The organism is Amycolatopsis sp. FDAARGOS 1241 (genome assembly GCF_016889705.1).
Classification (GTDB): domain Bacteria; phylum Actinomycetota; class Actinomycetes; order Mycobacteriales; family Pseudonocardiaceae; genus Amycolatopsis.
On the sequence record NZ_CP069526.1, the window covers coordinates 3486883 to 3509264 of the forward strand.

Here is a 22382-nt window from a genome sequence, read left to right on the forward strand (position 1 = left end):
CCTTGACACAAGCAGGGCTGAGGCTGAGACTCTCCCGAAGTGTCGACACCTTGCGGAATTGCAGCGCAGCCATCAGCAAGGAGGAAACGGTAGTGAGCAAGCCAGAAGTCCGACCGGTTGGGGTGGCGGTCGGCTGATGACCTCGTCGAACGTGTGCCTGGACGCGCGCGATCTGCTGCTGGGCCACAAGACCCGGCGCGGCAACGCGTTCTCCACGGCGGTCCTCGACCTCAACCTCCAGATCATGGATGAGGAGTTCGTGGTCATCGTCGGGCCCAGCGGGTGCGGCAAGACCACCTTCCTCGAAGCCGTCGCCGGGCTCGTGCCCGTCGCGGGAGGTGCGCTCGAGGTGGGCGGAAAGCCCGTGAAAGGTCCCGGTCCCGAACGGTCGCTGGTGTTCCAGCACGCCTCGCTCTACCCGTGGCGCACCGTCATGGACAACGTCCTCTTCGGACCGCAGGTGCAGGGCCGCCTGACGGCCCAGGTCCGCAAGCGGGCCGAGGAGCTGCTGGAGATCGTGGGGCTCTCCCACGTGACCCACAAGTACCCGCACGAACTCTCCGGTGGCATGAAGCAGCGCGTGAACCTCGCGCGGGCCCTGGCCACCGACCCCACCCTGCTGCTGCTCGACGAGCCCTTCGGGGCGCTCGACGCGCAGACGCGCGAGATCCTGCAGGACGAGCTCCTGCGCATCTGGCAGGCCGACACCGTCAGCTCCAAGAAGACGGCGATGTTCGTGACCCACGACGTGAACGAGGCCGTACTGCTGGCCGACCGCGTGCTCGTCTTCTCCAAGTCCCCCGCCCACGTCGCCCTCGAGGTGAAGATCGACGCGCCCCGTCCGCGCGACGCGGCCTGGCGGCGCAGCTCCGAGTTCCTCGCCTACGGCGACCGGATCCTCGAGGCGCTGCACCACAAACCCGCCGACGAAACCACCTCCACCGCCACGGAAACCGCAGCTTCGGAAGATTCAGCGAGGAATCATGACCACGGCGTCAACTCTGACCAGGCCGCCGACCACGTCCGGGCAACCGGCGGCGATGGAGTCCAAGGGACTGTCCGCCTGGGTTCAGCGCCGGCGTAGCGGGCTGCTCGGCACGCTGGGCATCGTCATCGTCCTCGTGCTGTGGCAGATCTGCAGCGCCACCGGGCTCGTCGACGTTTCGTTCAGCAGCAGCCCGACCCGCATCGTCTCCGCCGAGATCGACCTGTTCGGCTCCGGCGACATCTGGCCCGCCCTCGGCGCGACCGGCCTGGAACTGCTGTGGGGCCTGCTGATCACGTTCGTCGTCGGCATCCCCGTCGGCCTCGTGCTGGGCCGCAGCCGGATCCTGCACGACATGACCGAGCCGATGGTCAACGTGCTGTACTCCGTGCCCTACGTGATGTTCCTGCCGATCATCATCTTCTGGTTCGGCATCGGCGACGTCTCGCGCATCCTGGTGATCATCTGGGCCGCGATCCTGCCGCTCATCATCAACATCACCGCCGGTGTGCGGAACCTCGATCGCGACTACACCCGCGTCGCCACGGTGTTCTGCACGCCGCGGCTGAAGTTCTTCTACACCATCGCGTTACCCGCGACGCTGCCCTACATCCTCGCCGGTGTGCGCCTCGCCGTCGGCCGGGCGCTGGTCGGTGCGATCGTCGCGGAACTCTTCCTCGCCAGCCAGGGTCTGGGCTACTTCGTTCAGACCCAGACCTCCAACTTCAACATGGACAACGCCATGGCCGGCATCGTCATCCTCGCCGTCGTCGCCCTGCTGCTGAACGGCGCCGTGCGGATGGTCGAACGCCGCTTCACCCACTGGGCAGGTGCACAATGAAGTACACCAAGGTTTTCACGGCGGTCACCGCTGCCGCCGCTCTCGTGCTCGGGCTCACCGCGTGCGCCGGCAAGGGCGGTTCGACCGCCGCGGTCAAGGCGGACGCCAGCGGCGCGCTCCCGATCACGATCGGCTACACCGCGCTCGGCGCGGGCTACTCCGACCTGTACGTGGCCCAGGACGAAGGCATCTTCGCCAAGCACGGCCTCAAGGTCACGCTCAACCGCCTCAACGACAGCTCGCAGCTCGTCGCCGCGCTCTCGAGCGGCAGCGTGAACGTCGGCGTCGGCGTCGCGGCGGACACGGCCGCCGCGATCATGAAGGGCGCCGACCTCAAGTACGTGGCGATGTCGGAGCCGCACTACAACCTGGAGATGTGGGCGAGCCCCGCGATCAAGACGATCCAGGACCTCAAGGGCAAGAAGGTCGCCATCTCCTCGCCCGGATCGCAGAGCGACTTCGGGCTGACCGACCTGCTCGAGGCCAACGGCATGAAGCGGGAAGACGTGCAGGCCGTGTTCGTCAAGAGCGTGCCCGCCGAGGTCGCCGCGCTCGGCAGCGGGGCGGTCTCCGCGCTGCTGACCCAGCCGCCGAACGGCACGCAGAGCCGGGAGAAGGGCGCGCACCGACTGGCCTCGCTGGCGGATCTGCAGTTCCCGCTCGGGGCCTACACGGTGCAGAACAAGTTCCTGCAGAACAACCACGAAGCGGTGAAGCGGTTCTACGCCGCGGAAGCCGAGTCGCTGCAGTACCTGCGCGGCCACAAGGCCGAGACCGTGAAGGCGATCAAGAAGTACAGCGGCGTGCAGAGCGACGAGCTCGCCCAGTACGCGTACGACTTCTTCCTGACGGTGTGGTCGAAGACGCCCGAGGTCGATCCCAAGGTGATCAAGCAGGCCTTCGACGAAGCCGCCCACAACGCCAAGAAGACGCCGCCGTCGGACGTCACGCAGTACATCGACAACACACTGGCGGCCGCATGAGCGCGCCGAAGACCGCTGATCCGGTGTTCGAGGCGGGCTGGGCCCAGTACCTGACCGAACGGGACCTCACCGTGCTCGAGGCGACGTCGTGGGCGAAGCGGGCCCCGTTCGGCTTCGGGTCCCGTCCGCTCGTCGTCGCCGTCGACCTGTACTACGCCGCGCTCGGCCTGCCGCGCACGGACATCGTGTCCTCGGTCGCCGAGTGGCCCAGCTCGTGCGGTGACCGCGGCTGGGAGGCCGTGGACCGCACCGCGCCGTTCCTGCAGGCGGCCCGCGGCGCCGGCGTGCGCGTGGCGTACTTCCACGCCACCCCACCGGAGTACGGGCGCTGGAACCGCAAGCCGGCACCCGCGCTGGAGCCGAAACCGCGCGCGGTGGACCCGAACGCGATCGTCGAAGAGGTCGCTCCGGCCGACGGCGACATCGTGCTGCGGAAGATCGGGCCCAGCTGCTTCTTCGAGACGCCGCTGGACACGATCTTGCGCGCGGGAGGGTACGACACGATCCTCGTGGTCGGCGAATCGACCAGTGGGTGCGTGCGCTCCACGGTGGTCGACGCGTGCAGCCGCGGCTACCGCGTGGGCGTGATCGGGGACCTGTGCTTCGACCGGTTCGAGTCGTCGCACTGGATGAGCTTGTTCGACTTGAACCAGAAGTACGCGGACGTGGTGACCGCCGAGGCCGCCACCGAGTACCTGCGGGCCGGTACGCGGCAGCGAGGAGTGGCATGAACGACACCGGTCCCGACCTGCGCCGCTGGCTCGCCGAGGCCGAGCGCGAGGGCGAGGTGCAGCCGATCGAGGGTGCCCACTGGGAACTCGAGATCGGTGCCCTGTCGCAGGTGAACTACCGGCGCAGCAAGCCGAAAGCCCTGTTGTTCGACTCCATCAAGGACTACTCGGCGGGTTCGCGCGTGCTGTCCGGTTCGGTCAGCAACCCGCGCCTGCTCGGCTCGGTGCTCGGCCTCGGCTGGGACAACACCGACGAGGACCTCATGGACAGCCTCGCGGTGAAGCCGGGGGAGTGGGTGGCGAACGCGGGTGAGTTCCGCGCCGTCACCGTCGAAGACGGCCCGCTGCTGTCCCATGTGGACGACGAAGTGGACCTGCTGAAGTTCCCCGTGCCGCGCTGGCACGAGGGCGACGGCGGACGCTACATCGGCACGGGCTGCGCGGTCGTCACGCGCGACTACGACACCGGCCGGATCAACCTCGGCGCCTACCGCATGCAGGTGCAGGACGACGGCCGCTCGGCGACCGTGAACATCGAGGCGGGCAAGCACGGCGCGCAGCACCTGCGCCGCTGGTTCGAGGCCGAGGGCCGCGCGCCGATCGCCGCTTCGCTGGGTCACCACCCGGCGTACCTGGTGGCGGCGGGCGTCGAGGTACCGGCGGATGTGTCGGAGTACGACTACGTCGGCGCGATGACGGGTTCGCCGGTGCGCACGATCGCCGGCTTGGCCACGGGGCTGCCGCTGCCGCACGACGCGGAGATCGCGATCGAGGGCTGGGTGCGCCCGGCCGACACGCGGCCGGAGGGCCCCTTCGGCGAGTGGACCGGGTACTACTCCGGTTCGCGCGATCCGATCCTCGCGATCGACGTCGAGAAGGTCTACTACCGCGACGACCCGATCCTGCTCGGGGCGCCTCCCGGCAAGCCGCCGCACGACTACTCGTACATGCGGACCGTGATGAAGTCCGCGATCATCACCGACTCGCTGCGCAAGACCGGGCTGCCCGGCGTGCGCGGCGTGTGGGCGCACGAGGCGGGCGGCGGGCGGTCGCTGCTGATCGTCGCGATCGAACAGCGCTACCCGGGGCACGCGCGGCAGGCCGCGTACCTCACCGCGCAGCTGCCCAACGCGGCATACATGAACCGGTTCACGGTCGTGGTGGACCACGACGTGAACCCGCGCGACCTCGGCGAGGTCGTGTGGGCGATGTGCGGGCGCACCAACCCCGAGCTCGACATCGAGGTCATGAAACGCACGTGGGGCAGCCGGGTCGACCCGCTGACCCTGCCGGGCGAGCTCGCGTTCAACAGCCGGGCCGTGATCGACGCGTGCCGGCCGTTCGAGCGGCTCAAGGACTTCCCGGTGGTTGCGGAGTCGAGCGAAGAGCTGGTTGCGTCGGTGACGCGGCGCTGGCCCGAGGTGCTCGGCTAGTGCCCGACGCGGGCGTCGAGGACCTGCGCAGGGAGCTGTTGTTCAGCGCGTTGCGCGGGTCCGACGGCGACTCGTCGCTCGCGGTCGCGATCTTCCGGGACATCGCGATCGGCATCGTGGAGGGCCGGCTCCTGCCCGGTCACGAGGTCAACTCGGCGGAGCTGGCCCGGCGGTACAGCACCTCCCGCACCCCGGTCCGGGAGGCGCTGCTCCTGCTGGAACGGGAGTCGCTGGTGATCGTGCCGCCCCGGCGGCGGCCGTACGTGTCGCCGGTGGACATGCGGCAGGTCCGCGAGATCTACGAGATCCGCGGCAGCCTCTACGCGCTGGTCAGCGAGCTCGTCGTCGCCCGTGCGAGCGACGAGGGGATCGACGGCCTGCGCACGTGGCAGAAGCTGCTCACCGACGACGCGGAGCGGGGGGACGTCCACGCCTACTTCTGGCACAACGTCGGGTTCCGCAACGCCGAAGCCAGCCTGTCCGGCAACGGCGAGCTGCAGCGGCGGCTCAGCTCGCTGGGCCTGCAGATGCACCGGTTCCGGCACCTGAGCCTGTCGCTGCCGGGCCGGCTGCTGCACTCCGTGGCCGACCACGAACGCCTCGTCAACGCCTACGCCGACCGCGACGCCGCGCTCGCCGCGGCGGTGAGCAAGTCGCTGGTGCTGCGGGGACTGCGGGCGATCGAACGGTCCGGTCAGGTGTGATACCCGGCCCGGTGCCGGCCGGGCGCGCGTAACCGCCGTCTGTGTGCGTGAGGCCCCGACCCGTGCACAGGCGCCGGTCACCCGCGTCCGGCCGGTACCGGCAACGGTGCTAGTCGCTGCCCGGTACCGGTGCCGCCTCGAGCGACAGGCCCGACCAGCCCGATTCCTCGATCGCCTGCAACCCGGCCGTGATGATGGACTTGGTCAGCGCCACCGCCAGCGGCGCGTCCCGGTCGCGGTAGGCCTCCAGGAGCCGCTCGTGGTCGTCGACGGAACGGGTGAGCCGCCCGGGCAGGGAAAGGCTCACGTGGCGCAGCTGCAGCGTCCGCAGGCCCAGTGAGCCGAGCAGCCGGGTCAGCTGGTGGTTGCCCGCGACCTCGGCCTCGGCCTGGCGGAACGTGACGTTGTGCCAGAAGTACGCGTCCACGTCGCCGCGTTCGGCGTCGTCGCGCAGGTGGGCCTGCCACTTGTCGAGCACGTCGAGGGCTTCGTCCGGGGCGGAGCGCACGATGAGCTCGCTGACGAGCCCGTGCAGGCTCGCGCGGATCTCGTACATCTCCCGGGCCTGGCTGAGCGTCACGGGGGCCACGCGCGGGCGGCGGCGGGCCGGGATGTCCACGAGTCCTTCGCGTTGCAGCCTCAGCAGCGCTTCACGCACGGGCGTGCGGCTGCTGGTGTAGCGGCGGGCGAGCTCCACGGAGTTGACGTCGGCGCCCGGGGGCAGGCGGCCGTCGATGATCTGCAGCGCGAGGTCCTCGACGATGCGGTCCACGAGCGACACGTCGATCCGCCCGCCCCGCAGGATCTGGCGCAGGACGTCGATGCCGGGTGCCTCGCGGCTCTCGTCCGGCGCGGTCACGGGGTCTCCTCGGGGGTCGTGGCGGCGCGCAGGACGTCGAGCATCTGCTGCGCGGCGGGCGGGTGGCTGGCGTTGAGCAGCCGGACGGCCGCGATGCGCCGGCGCGGCGAGGGGCCGGCGATGTCCACCGCGACGACGTCGGGCCGCAGCGCCACGAGTGCCAGCCGCGGCGCGGCGCTGATGCCGACGCCGGCCGCGACCAAGCCCTGCGCGGACAGGTAATCCTCTGTAGCGAAGCCGATGTCCGGTTCGAACCCGGCCAGCCGGCAGAGCGTCGTGAACGCCTCGTCGTACGGCGGGCGGTGGCTGCGCACCACCCAGCTCTCGCCCGCCAGCTCGCGCAGCTCCACTTCGGACTCGCCGGCCACGGGATGGTCCACCGGCACGAGCACGCACATCGGGTCGTCGGCGAGGTGGATCCACTCGATGTCCGCGGGCACCGACCGCGGGTCGAAGTCGTAGTCCCAGGCCAGCCCCAGGTGGATGGACCCGTCACGCAGGTTCGCGGGCATGTCCGAGGCGTGCGCCGAGCGCAGCACGATCTTCGTGTCCGGGAAGCGTTCCTGGTACGTGCGCACCACGCGGGGGATGAGGTCCGCGCCGGCCGTGGGGAACGCGCCGAGCCGGACGTAGGACTGCTGCGCCTTGAGGTCGGCCATCTCCTGCTCGATGTTCGCGATCGTGCCGAGCAGGCCCGTGCTGCGCTCGGCCAGGATGCGCCCGGAGTCGGTGAGCTCGATGCCGCGCGGCCCGCGGATCATGAGCGTGACGCCGAGCTGCCGTTCCAGCAGCGCCATCTGCTGCGAAACGGCCGAGTGCGTCATGAACAGGGCTTCGGCGGCCGCGGTGAACGAACCGCGTTCGGCCACCGCCGAGAAGATCTGCAGCCGCCGAGCTTCGAGCACCCGAGTCCTTTCCCGACCGCTCGCGCGGTCCCGCCGTCAGCCATCGTGGGTGAGAGCGCCGCCGCGCCTGGTCACATCACCGTCCCACGGCGCCGGCGCGAGCTCCCACAGGCCCACACGGGACAGCGCGCGGCGAGCGGTGTAGTCCACCAGGTCGTCGATCGTCCCCGGTCGAGGATAGAAGGCCGGGACCGGCGGCGCGATGATGGCGCCCGCTTCGGCCGCGGCGGTCATCGAGCGCAGGTGCCCGAGGTGCAGCGGGGTCTCCCGCACCATCAGCAGCAGCGGCCTGCCCTCCTTGAGACACACGTCGGCGGCGCGGGCGACGAGGTCGTCGGTGTAGCCGGTGGCGATCGCCGAGAGCGTCTTGATGGAGCAGGGGGCCACGAGCATGGCCTCCACGGGGAACGAGCCGGACGCGATCGTCGCGCCGATCTCGCCCGGCCGGTACGTGTGGTCGGCCAGCTCCTTCACGTCCTCCACGGAGAGGTCGCACTCGTGGCGCAGCGTGACGATCCCGGCTTTCGACAGCACGAGGTGCGTGGAGAAGTCCGGCCGCTCGCGCAGCAGTTGCAGCACGCGCACGCCATAACACGCACCGCTCGCGCCGGTGATGGCCACGACGACGTTGCGCCGCGGAAGTTCTGTCCCCGTCACGGGCACCCGCCTTTCACTATCACCCGATCGTGGTGCCGGGCTTCGCGCCATCGCATCATGCCGCGCCCGGCACGCGCGAGGGGGCCGCTGTAAGAACTCCTAACCGGCGCCGACAGCAAAGCGCGCTGGTTGCCTCCGACCTGGGGACCTAGCGTCGGAGACCAGCAAGTTTCCCCAGGCCATCGGAGGACTGAGAGGTGAGTCGGACGGACACCGAGGAGATCGTGCCCTACCCGGTCGTCGACACGCACGCGCACATCGTGCCGCCGTCATTGCTCGCGGCGCTCGAGAAGGCGCCGGTGCACGGCTTCAGCGCGCGCCGCACCGAGAAGGGCTGGGTCGTCGACGTACCCGGCATGGGCGAGACCCGCCCGATCGGCGCGCGGATGAACGAGCCGGGCCCCCGAGCGGGCTGGCGCGCGCAGACCGGGGTCACCAGACAAATCATCTCGCCGTGGATGGACATCCAGTCCGCGTTCCTCGAACCCGCCGCGGCGCGTGACTGGGCGCACACCGTCAACGACGCGATGGCGGAGTCCGTGCAGGAACTGGGCGGCGGCACGACCGCGCTGGCGTCCGTGGCCACCGACGACGGCGAGCAGGCCGCCACGGACCTGCTCGAGGTGTGGAAGCGCCCCGAGTTCACCGGCGTCATGCTGAGCACCGACCCGCTCACCGGGTCCGCGCCGCACGAGGCGAACTTCGAGCCACTGTGGACGGTCGCCGCGCGCGAGGAGATCCCGGTGGTGCTGCACCCGCCCACGTACGGGCCTTCGGGTGAGCTCGCGACGCTCGGCACGATGGGCAACGTCCACGGCCGGCTCATCGACAACACCGTGGCGATCACGCAGCTGATCCTCCACGGGCTGCTCGACCGGCACCCCGGCCTCAAGCTGATCCTCGTGCACGGCGGTGGTTTCCTGCCGTACCAGGCGAGCCGGCTCGACGGCGGCTACCGCACCAAGGAGGCCTTCGCCGGGGAGCTGCAGCGCGAGAAGCCCTCGGACTACCTGGGCGAGTTCGTCTACGACACCGTGGCGCTGTCCTCGTCCTCGGTCCGGTTCCTCACCGGGCTCGTCGGCTCCGACCACGTGGTGCTGGGCAGCGACTACCCGTTCGCGCTGGGCGACCCGCGCCCCGTGCACACCGTGCTCGACGCCGGACTGTCCGAAAGCGACACCGAGGCGATCCTGCGCGCCAACGCCGAGAAGATCTTCCGGAGGCCCGAATGACCCCCTCGACCTCGACCGCGGGCCCGCTCGCGGTCCGCCGCTGGGGCTCGGGCGAGCCCGTGGTGCTGCTGCACCCGCTCGCCACGTCGGGTGAGCTGTGGACGCCGCTGGCCGAAGCGCTCGCCGACGAGTTCCAGGTGTTCGCGTTCGACCTGCGCGGCCACGGCGAATCCGCGTGGGACGGCAAGCCGTTCTCCATCGCCGACCTGGCCGACGACGTCGGTGCCGCGCTCGACGCCCTCGGGCTCGAGACCGTGTCGCTGCTGGGTCTGTCGATGGGCGGCAGCGTCGGCGTGAACTTCGCCGGCCGCTTCCCGGGCCGGGTGCGCTCGCTCGTGCTCGCCGACACCACCGCCTACTACGGCGACGACGCGCCGAAGGTGTGGGCGGAACGGGCCGAGAAGGCCGTGTCCGTGCCACGGGCCAAGCAAGTCGGTTTCCAGCTGGACCGCTGGTTCTCGCCGGAATTCCGCGAGGCGAATCCGGCCGAGGCCGACCGGATCGTGAAGATCTTCCTGCGCACCAACAGCGAAGCTCACGCCGCCGCGTCGATCGCCATGGGCGAGATGGATTCGCGGGCGCTGCTGCCCGCGGTCACCGCGCGCACGCTCGTGCTCGTCGGCGAGCACGACTACGCGACCCCGCCGGAGATGGCGGCCGCGCTGGCCGAAGGCATCCCCGGCGCCGAGCTCGAGGTCCAGGTGGGCCTCCGGCACATGTCCCTGATCGAACGGCCCGCGCTCGCCGAGCGCGTCCGCGCACACCTGCGCGCGGCGGCCGCCGTCTCCGCGGAGTCCCAGTGAAACCCGGCAGATTCACCTACCACTCGCCGCGCAGCCTCGACGAGGCACTCGCGGCCCTGCAGGTGCACGGCGACGACGCGAAGGTGCTGGCCGGCGGCCAGAGCCTGATGCCGATGCTCAACTTCCGCCTGGCGCGGTTCGAGCACCTCGTCGATGTCAACCGCCTCGGGGCGGAGCACGCCGAGCCGACGTTCGGCGACACGCGCATCACCATCCCGCTGCTCGTGCGCCAGCGGCAGCTCGAACGGTCCGAAGAGGCCGCGCGGCTGCTGCCCGTGCTCACCGAAGCGCTGCAGCAGGTGGCGCACCCGCAGATCCGCAACCGCGGCACGATCTGCGGCAGCCTCGCCCACGCCGACCCGGCCGCCGAGCTGCCCAGCGTGCTCTCGGTGCTCGACGCGACGTTCACGCTCGTGTCTTCGCGCGGGGTACGCGAGGTGCGGGCGGAGGACTTCTTCCTCTTCCACCTCACCACGTCGCTCGAACCCGACGAGCTGCTGCTGCAGGTCAGCGTGCCGCGCCCGCCGGCGAACCAGTTCTCGGCGTTCCGCGAGTTCGCGACACGGCGCGGTGACTTCGCGCTGGCCGGTGTCGCGGCGGTGTGCGAGTTCGACGCGACGGGCGCCGTTTCGGCTTGCCGGCTCGCTGCGGCCGGCGTCGCGCCGACGCCCCACCGGCTCACCGACGTCGAGGCGCTGGTCACCGGCGCGCGGCTGGGGGACGAGCTGTGGCCCGACGTCGAGGCCGCCGCCCGCCGCCAGGTCGATCCGACCGGCGACATCCACGCGAGCGCCGAGTACCGCAGCCGGCTCACCGGTGTGCTGGTCAAGCGCGCGCTCACCGACATCCGCGAGAAATTGGAGGCGAGCCGTGCGTGACCCCGTGACGGAGTTCCCCGTCCGCACCGAAGCCGAGACGCACACCGTCGCGTGCACGGTCAACGGCGCCGAGTACGAAGCGGCCGTGGACCCGCGCATGACACTCGCCGACTTCCTGCGCGAGAAGCTGCGCCTCACCGGCACGCACCTCGGCTGTGAGCACGGCGTCTGCGGCGCCTGCACGGTGATCGTCGACGGCGCGGCCACGCGGGCGTGCCTCATGCTCGCCGTGCAGGCCGACGGCGCCGAGGTCGAGACCGTCGAAGGCCTGGCGAAGGACGGGGAACTGGCCCCGCTGCAGCGCGCGTTCAAGCGCAACCACGCGCTGCAGTGCGGGTTCTGCACGCCTGGCTTCCTGATGAGCGTCACGGCCGCGCTGCGCGAGGAGACCGTGAGCGACGAGCAGCAGGCTCGCGAGGTGCTCAGCGGCAACATCTGCCGCTGCACCGGTTACACCGGACTGGTCAAGTCCGTGCTGGAGGTCGCCGCCGAGCGAACGGGAGAGGAAGCCGGAGCATGAGCGACACCCTGGTCCCCGAGGGCACGATGATCGGCCGGCGGATGGAACGCCGGGAGGACGAGCGCCTGCTGACCGGGCACGGCGGTTACCTCGACGACCTCGACCTGCCCGACGCGCTCGCGGCCGCGTTCCTGCGCTCGCCCCACGCGCACGCGAAGATCCTGTCGTTCGACGCCTCCGAAGCGCTCGCGCTGCCCGGCGTGGTCGCCGTGTTCTCCGGCGCCGACCTGATGGAGATCCAGAAGCCGCTGGCGCCGAAGGTGCAGCACCCGCAGCTGCGCGACTACCCGCGCCTGCCGATGCCGCCGGCCGAGCTGCACTACGTCGGCGAGCCGCTGGCCGTGGTCATCGCCGAATCGCGCTACCTCGCCGAAGACGCGCTGGAGCTCATCGAGGTGGACTACGAGGTGCTGCCCGCGGTCTCCTCGACCGCCGTGGCGCTGCAGGAGAACGGCCCGCTGGCCCACTCCGGTGACGAGACCAACGTCGCGGTGCTGCTCAGCCAGAGCGCGGGCGATGCGGCCAAGGCACTGGCCGAGGCGCCGAACGTGCTGTCCGACGAGTTCTTCGTGATGCGCGGCGGCGGGCACTCGATGGAGCCGCGCGCGGTGGCGGCGCGGTTCGAGCCCGCCAGCGGGCAGATCACCGTCTGGGACGGCACACAGGCGCCGCACTACGCGCGCCAGCAGCTTTCGGTGATCTACGAGATGGCCGAGGACGACATCCGCGTGATCGCACCGCCGGACGTCGGCGGCGGGTTCGGGCCGAAGGCGCAGTTCTACGGCGAAGAGGTCGTGATCCCGTGGGTCGCGATGAAGCTGGGCCGCGCCGTGAAGTGGATCGAGGACCGGCAGGAGAACTTCGTCACCGCGATGATGGAGCGCTCGCAGACCCACCGCGTCGAGGTCGGCTTCGACGACGAAGGAAGGCTGCTGGCGGTCCGGGATTCGATCGAGCACGACCAGGGCGCGTACTGCGCGGGCCTGCAGGTGCCCTCGATCACCACCTCGACGGTCCCCGGCCCGTACCACGTGCCGAACATCGCGATCGAGCTGCGCGCGTGCTACACGAACATGGTCCCGACCTCGTCGGTGCGCGGTGCGGGCCGCCCGCAGGCGGTGTTCGTGATGGAGCGCATGATCGACCGCATCGCCGAGCATCTCGGGCTCGACCCCGCGGAGGTCCGCCGCCGCAACCTGATCCAGGCCGACGAGTTCCCGTACAAGGTCGGGATCATGTTCCGCGACGGCAGCCCGCTCACCTACGACAGCGGCGACTTCCCCGCCCTGCTGGAGGGCACGCTCGAGCGCATCGGCTACGACGAGGCGCGTGAGCTGCAGGACAAGCTCCGCCAAGAGGGCCGTTACCTCGGCATCGGCCTGTCGGTGTACGTCGAGGGCTGTGGCCTCGGGCCGTACGAGGGCGCGAAGATCCGGCTGACGAACAAGGGCCGCATCCTCGTCACGCTCGCGGCGGCGGGGCAGGGCCAGGGTTACGAGACCGTGTACGCGCAGATCGCCGCCGACGGGCTCGGCCTCGACATGGAGCACATCGAGGTCAAGACCGGGGACACGAGCCGGATCCCCTTCGGGCAGGGCACGTTCGCCTCGCGCATCACGGCCACCTGCGGGCCGGCCGTCATGGACGCGGCGAAGCAGATGCGCGAGCGGCTGCTGGACACCGCCGCCGTCCTGCTCGGCTGCGACGCGTCCGAAGTGGACTTCGTGGGCGACAAGGCGTGCCTGGGCGGCGATCTCGAGAAGTCGGTGTCGCTGCAGCAGCTCGCGCAGACCGCGAACATCGGCAAGCACGGCATCACGCTGCCGCGCGGCATCAAGGCGGGCCTGGAGACGTCGAGCTACTTCTCGCCGGAGCGGGCCGCGTACGCGAGCGGGGCGCACGCCGCGCTCGTGGAGGTCGACCCGGAGACCGGGGAGATCAAGATCCTCAAGTACGTGATCGGCCACGACTGCGGCAACGTGATCAACCCGCTGCTCGTCGACGGCCAGGTGCTCGGCGGCTTCGCCCACGGCGTCGGCAATGCCATGTACGAGGAGCCCGTGTACGACCTCGAAGGCCAGCCGCAGGCGACGAGCTACCTCGACTACGCGCTCGTGTCGGCCACCGAGGTGCCGCCGGTCGAGCTGTTCCACATCCAGACCCCCAGCCCGCTCAACCCGCTCGGGGTGAAGGGCGCGGGGGAGGGCGGCACGATCCCCGCGCCGGCCACGATCGCCAATGCCGTGGAGGACGCGCTGCGGCCGCTCAAGGCGCGGGTGACGCGCGCCCCGGTCACGCCGTCGCGCATCGTCGACGCCATCCACGCGGCCGAGCTCGCCGCGGCGGACCAGGACTGAGAGGCACCTGATGCTCATCGAAAACTCGTTCGACGTCGCCGCCGATCCCGACGAGGTGTTCGCGTTCCTGCAGGACGCGCACAACGTCGCGGCCTGCTTCCCGGGCGCCGAGCTCGTGGAGGACCTGGGCGGCGACTCCTACCGCGGCAAGGTGAAGATCAAGGTCGGCCCGGTCACCGCGGCCTACCAGGGTGTCGCGAAGATCGTGGAGAAGGACCAGGCGCAGCGCGTGGCCGTGCTGCTCGCCGACGGCAAGGACAGCCGCGGTGCCGGCACGGCGAAGGCCAAGGCGACCATGCGCGTCACCCCGGCCGGCGAGGGCGCGCACGTCGCGCTCGAGACCGACCTGACGATCTCCGGCAAGCTCGCGCAGTTCGGGCGGGGCATCATGTCCGACGTGTCCGGCCGCATGGTCGGCGAGCTCGCCTCCCGGGTGCGGCAGCGGATCGAGAACGGCGGCGAGGCACCGGCCGCACCCGCGCCCACCGTGGCCGCGGGTACCGCCGCAACCACCCCTCCTGCTGCCACCACGAACAGCACGACCACCGGAGCCGCCACTGCCACCGCCACCCGTCCGGTCACCGACTCCGCCCCGCAGTTCGTCGAGGCCCCGCCGATGAAGGCTTCGGTGCTGATCCGCATCGTCCTCGCCGGCTACCTCGAACGGTGGGCCGCGCGCCTGCGCAAGTCCACCGAAGCCTGATCCAGGCGTTCCCGCTCCGCTCTCCCCGTCCTCCCCGCTCGATGGCCGCCGACGCCGTCCGTCATCGCTTTGGAGCTCCCTCATGGCCGTCACCGCCGCCACGGCTCCGGTCGAACCGAAATCAGAACCGGTCCCGATCTTCGACATCGGGATCGACGACAAGGTCAAGATCACGAGCTCGATCGGGCTCGGGGTCCAGAACATCCTGGGCATGGCCGGGCTGCTGATCTTCCCGGCCCTGATCGGCACCGCGTTCAAGCTGTCCGCCACGGACACCGCGTACCTCTACGGCGTCACGTTCATGACCTCCGGGCTCGTGGTGATCCTGCAGTCGGTGTTCCTGCTGCGGCTGCCGATCGTGCAGGGCCCGTACGCCGGTTCGCTGGCCGCGCTGCTGGCCGTCGGGCACGGCAAGGGCGGGCTCGGCGCCGCCTTCGGCTCGATGGTCGTGGCGGGGCTGATCTGGTGCGTGCTCGCCGTGCCGCTCAAGCGGTTCGGGCTGATCACGTACCTGTCGAAGTTCGTGCGCGACCCGATCATCTGCGGCGTGCTGGTGCTGATCCTCGCGACCCAGCTCACCAGCACGGCGCTACCGAACGTCCTGGGTACCCCGGCCAGCCCGGGTTTCCCCGGCATGAACCTGATCTCCGGCGCGGTGACGGCCCTGGTCGTCATCCTGCTCACGTTGCTGCCCAAGGGAACCGTCCTGCGCCGCGGTGCGGTGCTGGTCGCGGTGATCGTCGGCACGGTCGTGTACGCGATCTTCGAGCCGACGAACTTCGCCGGTGTGGTGCACAACGTGGGCTTCACGGTGCCGCGGATCTTCCCGTTCGGCTTCGCCGTGCAGGGCGATCTGGTGCTGATCTTCTTCATCACGCTGCTGCCGGCGATCGCCGAGAGCATCGCGACCTACGACATCGTCGCGGGCTGGGGCCGGCAGGAGCTGTCGGGCTACCGCGTTTCCCAGGGTGTGTTCGGCGAAGTTCTGGGCAGCACCGTCGGCGCGATCTTCGGCGGGATGTCCACGTTGGCCTACCCGGACAACATCGGGCTGCTGCGCGTGACGAAGGTCGGCTCCCGGTACGTGACGCTCGCGACCGGGATAATCCTGCTGGTGCTCGGCGGCCTGGGCCCGTTCGACCACCTGCTGCAGGCCGTGCCGCTGCCCGTGCTGGCCGCCGCCGGCACCGTCCTGTTCGGAGTGCTGTTCGCGAGCGCCATCGACACCCTCTCGGGCGTCCACTGGTCCCGCGACAACCTGATGCTCGCCGGGTTCCCTTTCATCACCGCGATCGGCGGCCTGTTCGTGCCGGCCGCGACGATGAAGGTGCTGCCGCAGGTGGTGCAGCTGATCCTGCAGCAGCCGCTCATCCTCGGCACCGTGCTGCTGCTCCTGATGAAGGCCGGGTACGGCCTGCGCCGCAAGGCCGCCTGAGGGTCAGAGCGAGCAGGAGGTGGCCAGCTCCGCGGGAGTCGCACCCGCGGGGCGGGCCACCGTCGCCGAGGCCGGTGGCTGAACGCCGCGCAGCCAGCCCGCCAGCGCGGTGAACGCCGTGCGGAAGCAGGGCGCGATCGGTCGCAGCCGGTCGGGGAACGCGTCGACGAGGCCGTCGACGTGGTTGCCGTCCTCGATGCGGTAGTAGCGGTGCAGCGCGCCGCGTCCGGCCTGCTCGACCATCCGGTCGTAGACATCGGAGTCGCGGCTGATCGGCAGCAGGCTGTCGAGCGTGCCGTGGAGAGTCAGCAGCGGGCGGACGATGCGCCCGGTGAGGGCCACGCGGTCGACGGCGCGGTGCACCGGCGGCGGCCGGGCGGCGTAGTCGTAGTCGGCGTCGCAGGCCGGAGTTCCGCTGGTGCAGAAGGGAATCCCGGCGGCGAGGTCGCCGTCGAACGCGGGATCGACCTCGGCGCCCTAGGTGCGCTGGGTGAGGTCCGAGTAGACCTGGTCGTGGTAGGACCAGAGGAATTCCGAGCCGGGTGCGAAGCCCGCGCCCAGGATCGCTTGGTGCGCCTGGGGATCCCCGGCGGCGTAGGCTGGGTAGTTCCGCAGGGCCGGCGGCAGGAACGTGAGCAGGTTGGGGCCGTGGGCGGTCCAGAGCGTGCCTTCCCAGTCGACGCCGCCGTCGTAGAGCCACGGCCGGTTCTCCAGCTGCCAGCGCACGAGGTAACCGCCGTTGGACAACCCGGCGGCGATCGTGCGGGCCGGTGAGCGGCGGTAGTGGGCGGTGGCGGCGAGCTTCGCGGCGACGGCCAGCTGCGTCACGCGGTCGTTCCACTCGGCCGGCGCGTCGCCGGGGCGGCGCCCGTCGGTGTAGACCAGGCCTGTGTTCCCCTTGTCGGTGGCGGCGAACGCGTAGCCGGCCGCGAGGACCTGGTCGCCGATCGCGCGGTCGTTCGCGTACTGGCGGCGGGTGCCGGGGGAGCCGGAAACGACGAGACCGCCGTTCCATCGATCGGGCAGGCGCACCACGAACTGCGCGTCGTGGTTCCAGCCGTGGTTGGTGTTCGTGGTGGACGTGTCGGGGAAGTAGCCGTCGACCTGCACGCCGGCAACTCCGCGCGGCGCGGGTAGCCCGGCCGACGTCAGGCCGGCCCAGTCGCCTTGCACGGTGTGCCCGGTGGCGAGCGTGCCCGTGGTCGTCAGGTCGGCGAGGCACGCTTGTTCCTGGTGCGCCGCACCGGGCACGGGCACCGCACCGCAGTGCACGGCCGGGTCCGCGGCGGCTGCCGGTGCCGCGAGGACGGTGCCGGCGAGCAGGCCGGCCAGGACGAGGGGGAGCCGCCGCGTACGCATGCCGGAACCATAGGACTGGACCACTGGAGACGGTATCCGGCGGGACCACACAAACCGGGCGCCGGTTGTGGTGCCCGGCACCGCGGGCACCCCCCGCGACCATCCCTACGCTGAGCGTGACAGGAGGTCGAGCAAGCACTGGGTTCGGCGAACCACAAGGCGGTGGTCGGTGTGCGGAAGGTCCTCGTCGGGCTGCCGGTTTCGGCCCTGCTCGTGCTCCTGTCCGGCTTCGCGTCGGCGGCGGCGATCAGGGAGGTCACGGGGTTCGGCGCCAATCCCGGGGCGTTGCGGATGTTCGAGTACGTACTCGACGGACGGCCCGCCGGGCGGCCGGTCGTGGTGGCGCTGCACGGTGTACCCAGAACGCGGCCGGGTACGGCCAGGGGCCGGCTGGGTCGAGCTGGCGGACCGGTGGCGCTTCGCCGTAGTGCTGCCCCAGCAGTCCTCGGTGAAGAACATTTCGAGCTGCTTCACCTGGTTCCAGCCCGCCGACACCGCACGCGGGTCCGGTGAAGCGGAGTCGATCGCGTAGATGGTGCGGCGCGCGCTCACGGACACGGGTGCCGACGCGAGCCGGGTGTATGTCACCGGCTTGTCGGCGGGCGGCGCCATGACGTCGGTGCTGCTTTCGGCATACCCGGAGCTCTTCGCCGGGGGAGCGGTCGTGGCCGGCCTGCCGTACGGCTGTGCTTCGTCGGCGCTCGACGCGTACTCGTGCCTGTACCCCGGCAAGGACCTCACGCCCGCGCAGTGGGGCGCGAAAGTCCGTGCCGCGGCGCAGTTCTCCGGCCCGCGGCCCACGGTGAGCCTGTGGCAGGGCACCGCCGACTTCACCGTCGCCCCGGCGAACCCGCGTGAGCTCACCGAGCAGTGGACGAACGTCGCCGGGGTGGCGACGACTCCGTCCACAACGGACACGGTCGCCGGGTTCCCGCACGCGGGGTACCGCGACAGCGCGGGCCGGGTGGCGGTCGAGACGTATTCGATCACCGGCATGGGGCACGGCCAGCCGGTCGCCCCGAGCACCGGTCCGGACCAGTGCGGGCACTCCGGCGCCTACCTGCTCGCGGTCGGCGTGTGCGCCGCGGCGCAGGTCGGCCGGGCCTGGAACCTGGCGTCCTGACGCGGGGGCCGGGTCGCCCGAGCTTGCTTCGGTGCCGTCGCAGGCGGATGATGGGCGACTCGGTGTCCCCGAGGCCAGGGAGGCGCGCGATCGCGGGCAACGCAGCCGAACCCGGGCGCACGGTGCTGAGCCGTGCGTTCGCGATCCTGGACTCATTCCTCGACGGCCGCTCCGAGCAGACGCACGGCGAGATCACCCGGGCCACCGGGTTCGCTCCCGCCACGGTGTACCGGCTGCTCGCGGAGCTGGTCGGCTGGGGTGCGCTCGAACGCACCGGCCGCGGCCGCTACCGCATCGGCCTGCGGCTGTGGCAGCTCGGCTCGCAGGCGCCCGGCGGGCGGGAACTGCGCGACGTTGCCCTGCCGTACCTGCAGGACCTGCTGCAGGTGACGCACGAGGTCGTGCACCTCGTCGTGCTCGACGAAGGCCGCGCGCTGTACCTCGAAAAGCTCGAAGCTCACCCGGACGTGGTCGTCACGTCCCGCGTCGGGAAGCGCTTGCCGTTGCACGCCACCGGGCCCGGCAAGGTGCTGCTCGCCCACGCGCCGGCCGAGTGCGTCGACGACGTTGTCGACGCTGGTCTGGACCGCTGCGCGAGCGGCACCATCACCGATCCGGCGCGGTTGCGCGTGGTGCTCGCCGAGATCCGCCGCACCGGATTCTGCTTGTCGCGCGACGAGATGACCGAAGGGGCTTCGTCGGTCGCCGCGCCGGTGCACGGGCCGGGGGAAGAGGTCATCGCCGCGATTTCGGTCGTGGTGCCGAGCAGCACACCGAACCTCTCGCCGCTCGTGCCGGTGGTCCGGATGGCGGCCCTCGGCGTTTCGCGGGCCCTCCAGTCGGCGTGACTTTTTTCGCTCAGTGAGAGCCGGGCTGGGCGCGCGGGGAGGACGTATCGGACACTCCGGGGTCAGCACCAGTCCCGAGGAGGTTCGTTGCCGACCACCGTCCGAGACGCCGCGTTCGACGTGCTGCGCCGCTACGGCGCCACCACGTTGTTCGCCAATCCCGGTTCGACCGAGATCGCGCTGCTGACCGACCTGCCCGCGGACCTCGAGTTCGTGCTCGCGCTGCACGAGGGCTCGGTCGTCGGGATGGCCACGGGCTGGGCGCTCGCGCACGACCGGCCGGCGGTCGCGATCCTGCACACCACCGCGGGACTCGGCAACGCGGTCGGCGCGCTCGCGACGGCACGCGTCAACCGGGCGCCCCTGGTCGTGCTCGTGGGCCAGCAGGACCGGCGGCACCTCGCGCTGGAGCCGTTCCTCGCGGGCCACCGGCTCGACGACGTCGCCGCACCCGCGCCCGTGTGGGTCGGCGAACCGCCGCGGCCGCAGGACGTGCCGGGCGCGCTCGCCCGCGCGTGGCACGAAGCGCGTGATCACCGCGGCCCAGCACTGGTGATCGTGCCGATGGACGACTGGCTCGCCCCGGCCGAACTCGACGAGCCGCTGCCCGCTCCCGCTCGGCTGCTGCGGACGACGGCGGCCGAGCCCGAGGTCGTCGCCGAGCTGGAGAAGTTCTTGGTGGGCGCGGAAAAACCCGTCCTCGTGGTCGGCGCCGGCGCCGACGACGCCGACTCGTGGCACGCGCTGGAAGCGCTTGCCGAACGCCTGCGGTGTCCCGTGTGGCAGGAGGCGTTCGGCGCGCGGGCCGGGTTCCCGCAGGACCATCCGCAATTCGCCGGGCACCTGCCCGCGGGCCGCGCGGAGCTGCGCAAGGTGCTCGCCGGTCACGACGCCGTGCTCGCCGTGGGAGCCCCGGTGTTCCGCCAGTACCCGCGGGAACCCGGGCGGCTCATCGGCGCGGGCACCCGGGTCGCCGTCGTCACCGACGATCCCGGCGAAGCGCACCGCAGCCCCGCCGATCTCGCCGTGCTCGCGCGGCCGGCCGCGGTGTGCGGTCCGCTGGCGCGGCGGTTGCCCGCACGGCCCGCGCCCGCCGAAACGCTGGGCCGCACGATCGATCTGCCCGAGCCGCCCGCCGCGGGAGCGCGGCCGGCACCGGAGCACGTGTTCGCCGCGTTGGCCCGCCGGCTGCCCCGGGATGCCGTGCTGGTGGAGGAGACGCCGTCGAGCCGCCCGCTCCTGCACGCGCTCGTGCCCGCCCGGGCACCGCTCGGTTTTCTCAGCGCTGCCATGGGCGGTCTGGGCTTCGGTGTGCCCGCCGCGATCGGCGTGCGGATGGCGCGGCCGGACCGCCCGGTGGTCGCGGTCGTCGGCGACGGTTCGTCGCTGTACGCGATCCAGGCGTTGTGGAGCGCGGCGCACTACGGCGTGGGCGTGCTCGTGGTCGTCCTCGCCAACGGTCGTTACGCGATCATGGACCAGCTCGCGGCCCGCCACGGCGAGGCGTCCGCCGGCCGCGGCGCTCCACCGTGGCCGACTTTCGACGAGGTCAGCGTGAGCGGCCTCGCGCGCTCGCTGGGGTGTCCCGCCCGGCGGGTGACGACCTGCGAGGAACTGGAGTCCGTTTTGGACGAAGTATTGCCCGTGCCGGCCGGGCGCACCGAACCGCTCGTGCTCGATGTGGAGGTGGTGTCATGAGCGCCCCGCTGCTGGATCGTGGGCGGTGGCAGGGCCGGATCTTCTCGACCGGCTGGGTCCCCGGGTCGGGTGGTGAGTACGACTCCGTCGAACCGGCGACCGGTCAGGCGCTCGCACGCGTCGGAGCCGCGTCGGCCGTGGACGTGGCGAAGGCGGCCGAGCCGGCACGGCGCGCGCAGCTTGAGTGGGCGGCGCTGCCATACGACCATCGCACGCGGGTGCTGCGCCGTAGGGTGCGCCTGTTCGAAGACCACGGCGACGAGATCGACGAGTGGCTCGTGCGCGAATCCGGGGCCACGCGGCCGTTCGCGCGGTGCCAGATCGGCCCGGTCACGGCCGAGGAGTGCTACGAAGCCGCGGCGCTGGCGGCCCATCCGTACGGTGAGCTGCTGCGCTCCAACCAGCCGCGGCTGTCGATGGCGTGTGTGCCGGTGGGAGTGGTCGGGGTGATCTCGCCGTTCAACGCGCCGGTGATCCTGTCCATCCGTGCGATCGCGCCCGCGCCGGCCCTGGGCAACGCCGTGCTGGTGAAACCGGATCCGCGCACGGCCGTGTGCGGCGGTGTGGTGCCGGCGCGCGTTTGCGAGGAAGCGGAGTTGGCCGAGGGGCTGTTCCACTTGCTGCCGGGTGGCGCGGAAGTCGGGGCGGCGCTCGTGGACCATACGCTGGTGCGCGTGATCGCGTTCACCGGCTCGACGCGTGCGGGCCGCAAGGTCGCCGCGGCGGCGGGCATCGCGAGTGACTATGCGGCGGCGCCGGCCGAGCACGCCGCCCGGTTGCCGGTCGGCGATCCGGCGCGCGCGGACGTCGCCGTCGGCCCGATCATCGACGCCGGCCAGCGTGACCACATCCACGAGATCATGACCGGTAGCGTCGAAGCGGGCGCGAAGCCGGTGACCGGCGGCACGTTCGACGGTCTCTTCTACCAGCCGACGGTGCTCACCGACGTTGCGGTGACCGCGCCGGCTTACGCCGAGGAGATCTTCGGCCCGGCCGCCCCGGTCGTGCCGTTCTCCACAGTGGACGAAGCTGTGAAGCTGACCGGTGGCACGGAATACGGGCTGTCGCTCGGCGTCCCGACCCGGGACGTGACGAAGGGCCTCGCGCTCGCCGAGCGCATCCCGTCCGGCTTTGGTGCACGAGAACGACCAGCCGGTGAACGACGAGGCGCTCGCCCCGTTCGGCGGGGTCGGCGACTCCGGCACGGGCTCGCGCCACGGCCTCGCGCGAGCGAACGTCGAGGCGTTCACCGAAACGCAGTGGGTCACCGTGCGCGGTGATCTTCCCGGATACCCGTTCTGACAATGCTGTACCCAGGTCCCCTCCGA

The 22382-nt window shown here is 71.3% G+C and carries 18 protein-coding genes and 3 pseudogenes; 17 read left to right on the top strand and 4 right to left on the bottom strand.

Annotated elements, in window-relative coordinates; all coding sequences use genetic code 11:
- The first annotated feature begins 136 nt into the window (after nucleotides 1-136).
- From I6J71_RS17135 to I6J71_RS17160, 6 genes are read left to right on the top strand one after another with little or no spacing between them, the layout of a single operon-like run.
- On the top strand, nucleotides 137-1084 hold the full coding sequence (locus tag I6J71_RS17135; RefSeq protein ID WP_204095611.1) for an ABC transporter ATP-binding protein: 948 nt from the start codon (nucleotides 137-139) through the stop codon (nucleotides 1082-1084).
- Nucleotides 1041-1826, top strand: a complete 786-nt coding sequence (locus I6J71_RS17140) for an ABC transporter permease (protein WP_204095612.1) — start codon at nucleotides 1041-1043, stop codon at nucleotides 1824-1826. Before I6J71_RS17135 ends, I6J71_RS17140 begins: the two co-directional genes overlap by 44 nt.
- Nucleotides 1823-2809 carry an ABC transporter substrate-binding protein gene (locus I6J71_RS17145; RefSeq protein WP_204095613.1) on the top strand — a complete coding sequence of 329 codons (987 nt, stop codon included), beginning with the start codon at nucleotides 1823-1825 and terminating at the stop codon, nucleotides 2807-2809. Before I6J71_RS17140 ends, I6J71_RS17145 begins: the two co-directional genes overlap by 4 nt.
- Complete coding sequence (locus I6J71_RS17150; protein WP_204095614.1) at nucleotides 2806-3540, top strand: isochorismatase family protein; 735 nt, start codon at nucleotides 2806-2808, stop codon at nucleotides 3538-3540. The genes I6J71_RS17145 and I6J71_RS17150 overlap by 4 nt, the downstream gene beginning before the upstream one ends.
- Complete coding sequence (locus tag I6J71_RS17155; protein ID WP_204095615.1) at nucleotides 3537-4973, top strand: UbiD family decarboxylase; 1437 nt, start codon at nucleotides 3537-3539, stop codon at nucleotides 4971-4973. The genes I6J71_RS17150 and I6J71_RS17155 overlap by 4 nt, the downstream gene beginning before the upstream one ends.
- Entirely contained in the window at nucleotides 4973-5677 is a 705-nt protein-coding gene (locus I6J71_RS17160) for a GntR family transcriptional regulator (RefSeq protein WP_204095616.1), read from the top strand. The genes I6J71_RS17155 and I6J71_RS17160 overlap by 1 nt, the downstream gene beginning before the upstream one ends.
- A gap of 109 nt (nucleotides 5678-5786) precedes the next feature.
- On the opposite strand, the gene I6J71_RS17165 is transcribed toward I6J71_RS17160, so the two are convergent.
- From I6J71_RS17165 to I6J71_RS17175, 3 genes are read right to left on the bottom strand one after another with little or no spacing between them, the layout of a single operon-like run.
- On the bottom strand, nucleotides 5787-6536 hold the full coding sequence (locus I6J71_RS17165) for a GntR family transcriptional regulator (RefSeq protein ID WP_204095617.1): 750 nt from the start codon (nucleotides 6534-6536) through the stop codon (nucleotides 5787-5789).
- On the bottom strand, nucleotides 6533-7441 hold the full coding sequence (locus I6J71_RS17170; protein WP_204095618.1) for a LysR family transcriptional regulator: 909 nt from the start codon (nucleotides 7439-7441) through the stop codon (nucleotides 6533-6535). Before I6J71_RS17170 ends, I6J71_RS17165 begins: the two co-directional genes overlap by 4 nt.
- A gap of 36 nt (nucleotides 7442-7477) precedes the next feature.
- Nucleotides 7478-8098, bottom strand: coding sequence for a UbiX family flavin prenyltransferase (locus I6J71_RS17175; RefSeq protein ID WP_239154950.1), 621 nt, complete (start codon nucleotides 8096-8098; stop codon nucleotides 7478-7480).
- Between the two features lie 197 nt (nucleotides 8099-8295).
- Here I6J71_RS17175 and I6J71_RS17180 point away from each other — a divergent pair, with 197 nt between their 5' ends.
- From I6J71_RS17180 to I6J71_RS17210, 7 genes are all read left to right on the top strand, one after another.
- Nucleotides 8296-9330, top strand: a complete 1035-nt coding sequence (locus I6J71_RS17180) for an amidohydrolase family protein (RefSeq protein WP_204095620.1) — start codon at nucleotides 8296-8298, stop codon at nucleotides 9328-9330.
- Nucleotides 9327-10133: an alpha/beta fold hydrolase gene (locus I6J71_RS17185; protein ID WP_204095621.1), complete on the top strand. Its 807-nt coding sequence runs from the start codon at nucleotides 9327-9329 to the stop codon at nucleotides 10131-10133. Before I6J71_RS17180 ends, I6J71_RS17185 begins: the two co-directional genes overlap by 4 nt.
- A complete protein-coding gene (locus tag I6J71_RS17190) occupies nucleotides 10130-11011 on the top strand; it encodes a xanthine dehydrogenase family protein subunit M (protein ID WP_204095622.1) in 882 nt (293 codons plus the stop codon). Before I6J71_RS17185 ends, I6J71_RS17190 begins: the two co-directional genes overlap by 4 nt.
- Nucleotides 11004-11531: a (2Fe-2S)-binding protein gene (locus I6J71_RS17195; protein ID WP_370542158.1), complete on the top strand. Its 528-nt coding sequence runs from the start codon at nucleotides 11004-11006 to the stop codon at nucleotides 11529-11531. Before I6J71_RS17190 ends, I6J71_RS17195 begins: the two co-directional genes overlap by 8 nt.
- Complete coding sequence (locus I6J71_RS17200; protein WP_204095623.1) at nucleotides 11528-13888, top strand: xanthine dehydrogenase family protein molybdopterin-binding subunit; 2361 nt, start codon at nucleotides 11528-11530, stop codon at nucleotides 13886-13888. The genes I6J71_RS17195 and I6J71_RS17200 overlap by 4 nt, the downstream gene beginning before the upstream one ends.
- Nucleotides 13889-13898: 10 nt before the next feature.
- On the top strand, nucleotides 13899-14591 hold the full coding sequence (locus I6J71_RS17205) for an SRPBCC family protein (RefSeq protein ID WP_204095624.1): 693 nt from the start codon (nucleotides 13899-13901) through the stop codon (nucleotides 14589-14591).
- Between the two features lie 82 nt (nucleotides 14592-14673).
- A complete protein-coding gene (locus I6J71_RS17210; protein WP_204095625.1) occupies nucleotides 14674-16026 on the top strand; it encodes a uracil-xanthine permease family protein in 1353 nt (450 codons plus the stop codon).
- A 3-nt stretch (nucleotides 16027-16029) separates the two neighbouring features.
- Here the strand turns inward: I6J71_RS17210 and I6J71_RS17215 are convergent.
- Nucleotides 16030-17385: pseudogene (locus tag I6J71_RS17215) on the bottom strand (tannase/feruloyl esterase family alpha/beta hydrolase).
- A gap of 171 nt (nucleotides 17386-17556) precedes the next feature.
- Here I6J71_RS17215 and I6J71_RS17220 point away from each other — a divergent pair.
- The 4 genes and pseudogenes from I6J71_RS17220 to I6J71_RS17235 all read left to right on the top strand — a co-directional run bounded on the left by I6J71_RS17220 (nucleotide 17557) and on the right by I6J71_RS17235 (nucleotide 22356).
- Nucleotides 17557-18508, top strand: a pseudogene (locus tag I6J71_RS17220) (PHB depolymerase family esterase).
- A 62-nt stretch (nucleotides 18509-18570) separates the two neighbouring features.
- Nucleotides 18571-19356, top strand: coding sequence for an IclR family transcriptional regulator (locus I6J71_RS17225; RefSeq protein ID WP_239154953.1), 786 nt, complete (start codon nucleotides 18571-18573; stop codon nucleotides 19354-19356).
- An 87-nt stretch (nucleotides 19357-19443) separates the two neighbouring features.
- Nucleotides 19444-21054: a thiamine pyrophosphate-dependent enzyme gene (locus I6J71_RS17230; protein WP_204095627.1), complete on the top strand. Its 1611-nt coding sequence runs from the start codon at nucleotides 19444-19446 to the stop codon at nucleotides 21052-21054.
- Nucleotides 21051-22356 (top strand): annotated as a pseudogene (locus tag I6J71_RS17235) (aldehyde dehydrogenase family protein). The gene I6J71_RS17230 and the pseudogene I6J71_RS17235 overlap by 4 nt, the downstream one beginning before the upstream one ends.
- The last annotated feature ends 26 nt before the right edge of the window (nucleotides 22357-22382 follow it).

Coding starts and splice junctions, on each gene's coding strand:
- I6J71_RS17185 (WP_204095621.1), top strand. CDS start 9,327: ATGACCCCCTCGACCTCGACCGCGGGCCCGCTCGCGGTCCGCCGCTGG.
- I6J71_RS17135 (WP_204095611.1), top strand. CDS start 137: ATGACCTCGTCGAACGTGTGCCTGGACGCGCGCGATCTGCTGCTGGGC.
- I6J71_RS17200 (WP_204095623.1), top strand. CDS start 11,528: ATGAGCGACACCCTGGTCCCCGAGGGCACGATGATCGGCCGGCGGATG.
- I6J71_RS17155 (WP_204095615.1), top strand. CDS start 3,537: ATGAACGACACCGGTCCCGACCTGCGCCGCTGGCTCGCCGAGGCCGAG.
- I6J71_RS17145 (WP_204095613.1), top strand. CDS start 1,823: ATGAAGTACACCAAGGTTTTCACGGCGGTCACCGCTGCCGCCGCTCTC.
- I6J71_RS17150 (WP_204095614.1), top strand. CDS start 2,806: ATGAGCGCGCCGAAGACCGCTGATCCGGTGTTCGAGGCGGGCTGGGCC.
- I6J71_RS17205 (WP_204095624.1), top strand. CDS start 13,899: ATGCTCATCGAAAACTCGTTCGACGTCGCCGCCGATCCCGACGAGGTG.
- I6J71_RS17140 (WP_204095612.1), top strand. CDS start 1,041: ATGGAGTCCAAGGGACTGTCCGCCTGGGTTCAGCGCCGGCGTAGCGGG.
- I6J71_RS17210 (WP_204095625.1), top strand. CDS start 14,674: ATGGCCGTCACCGCCGCCACGGCTCCGGTCGAACCGAAATCAGAACCG.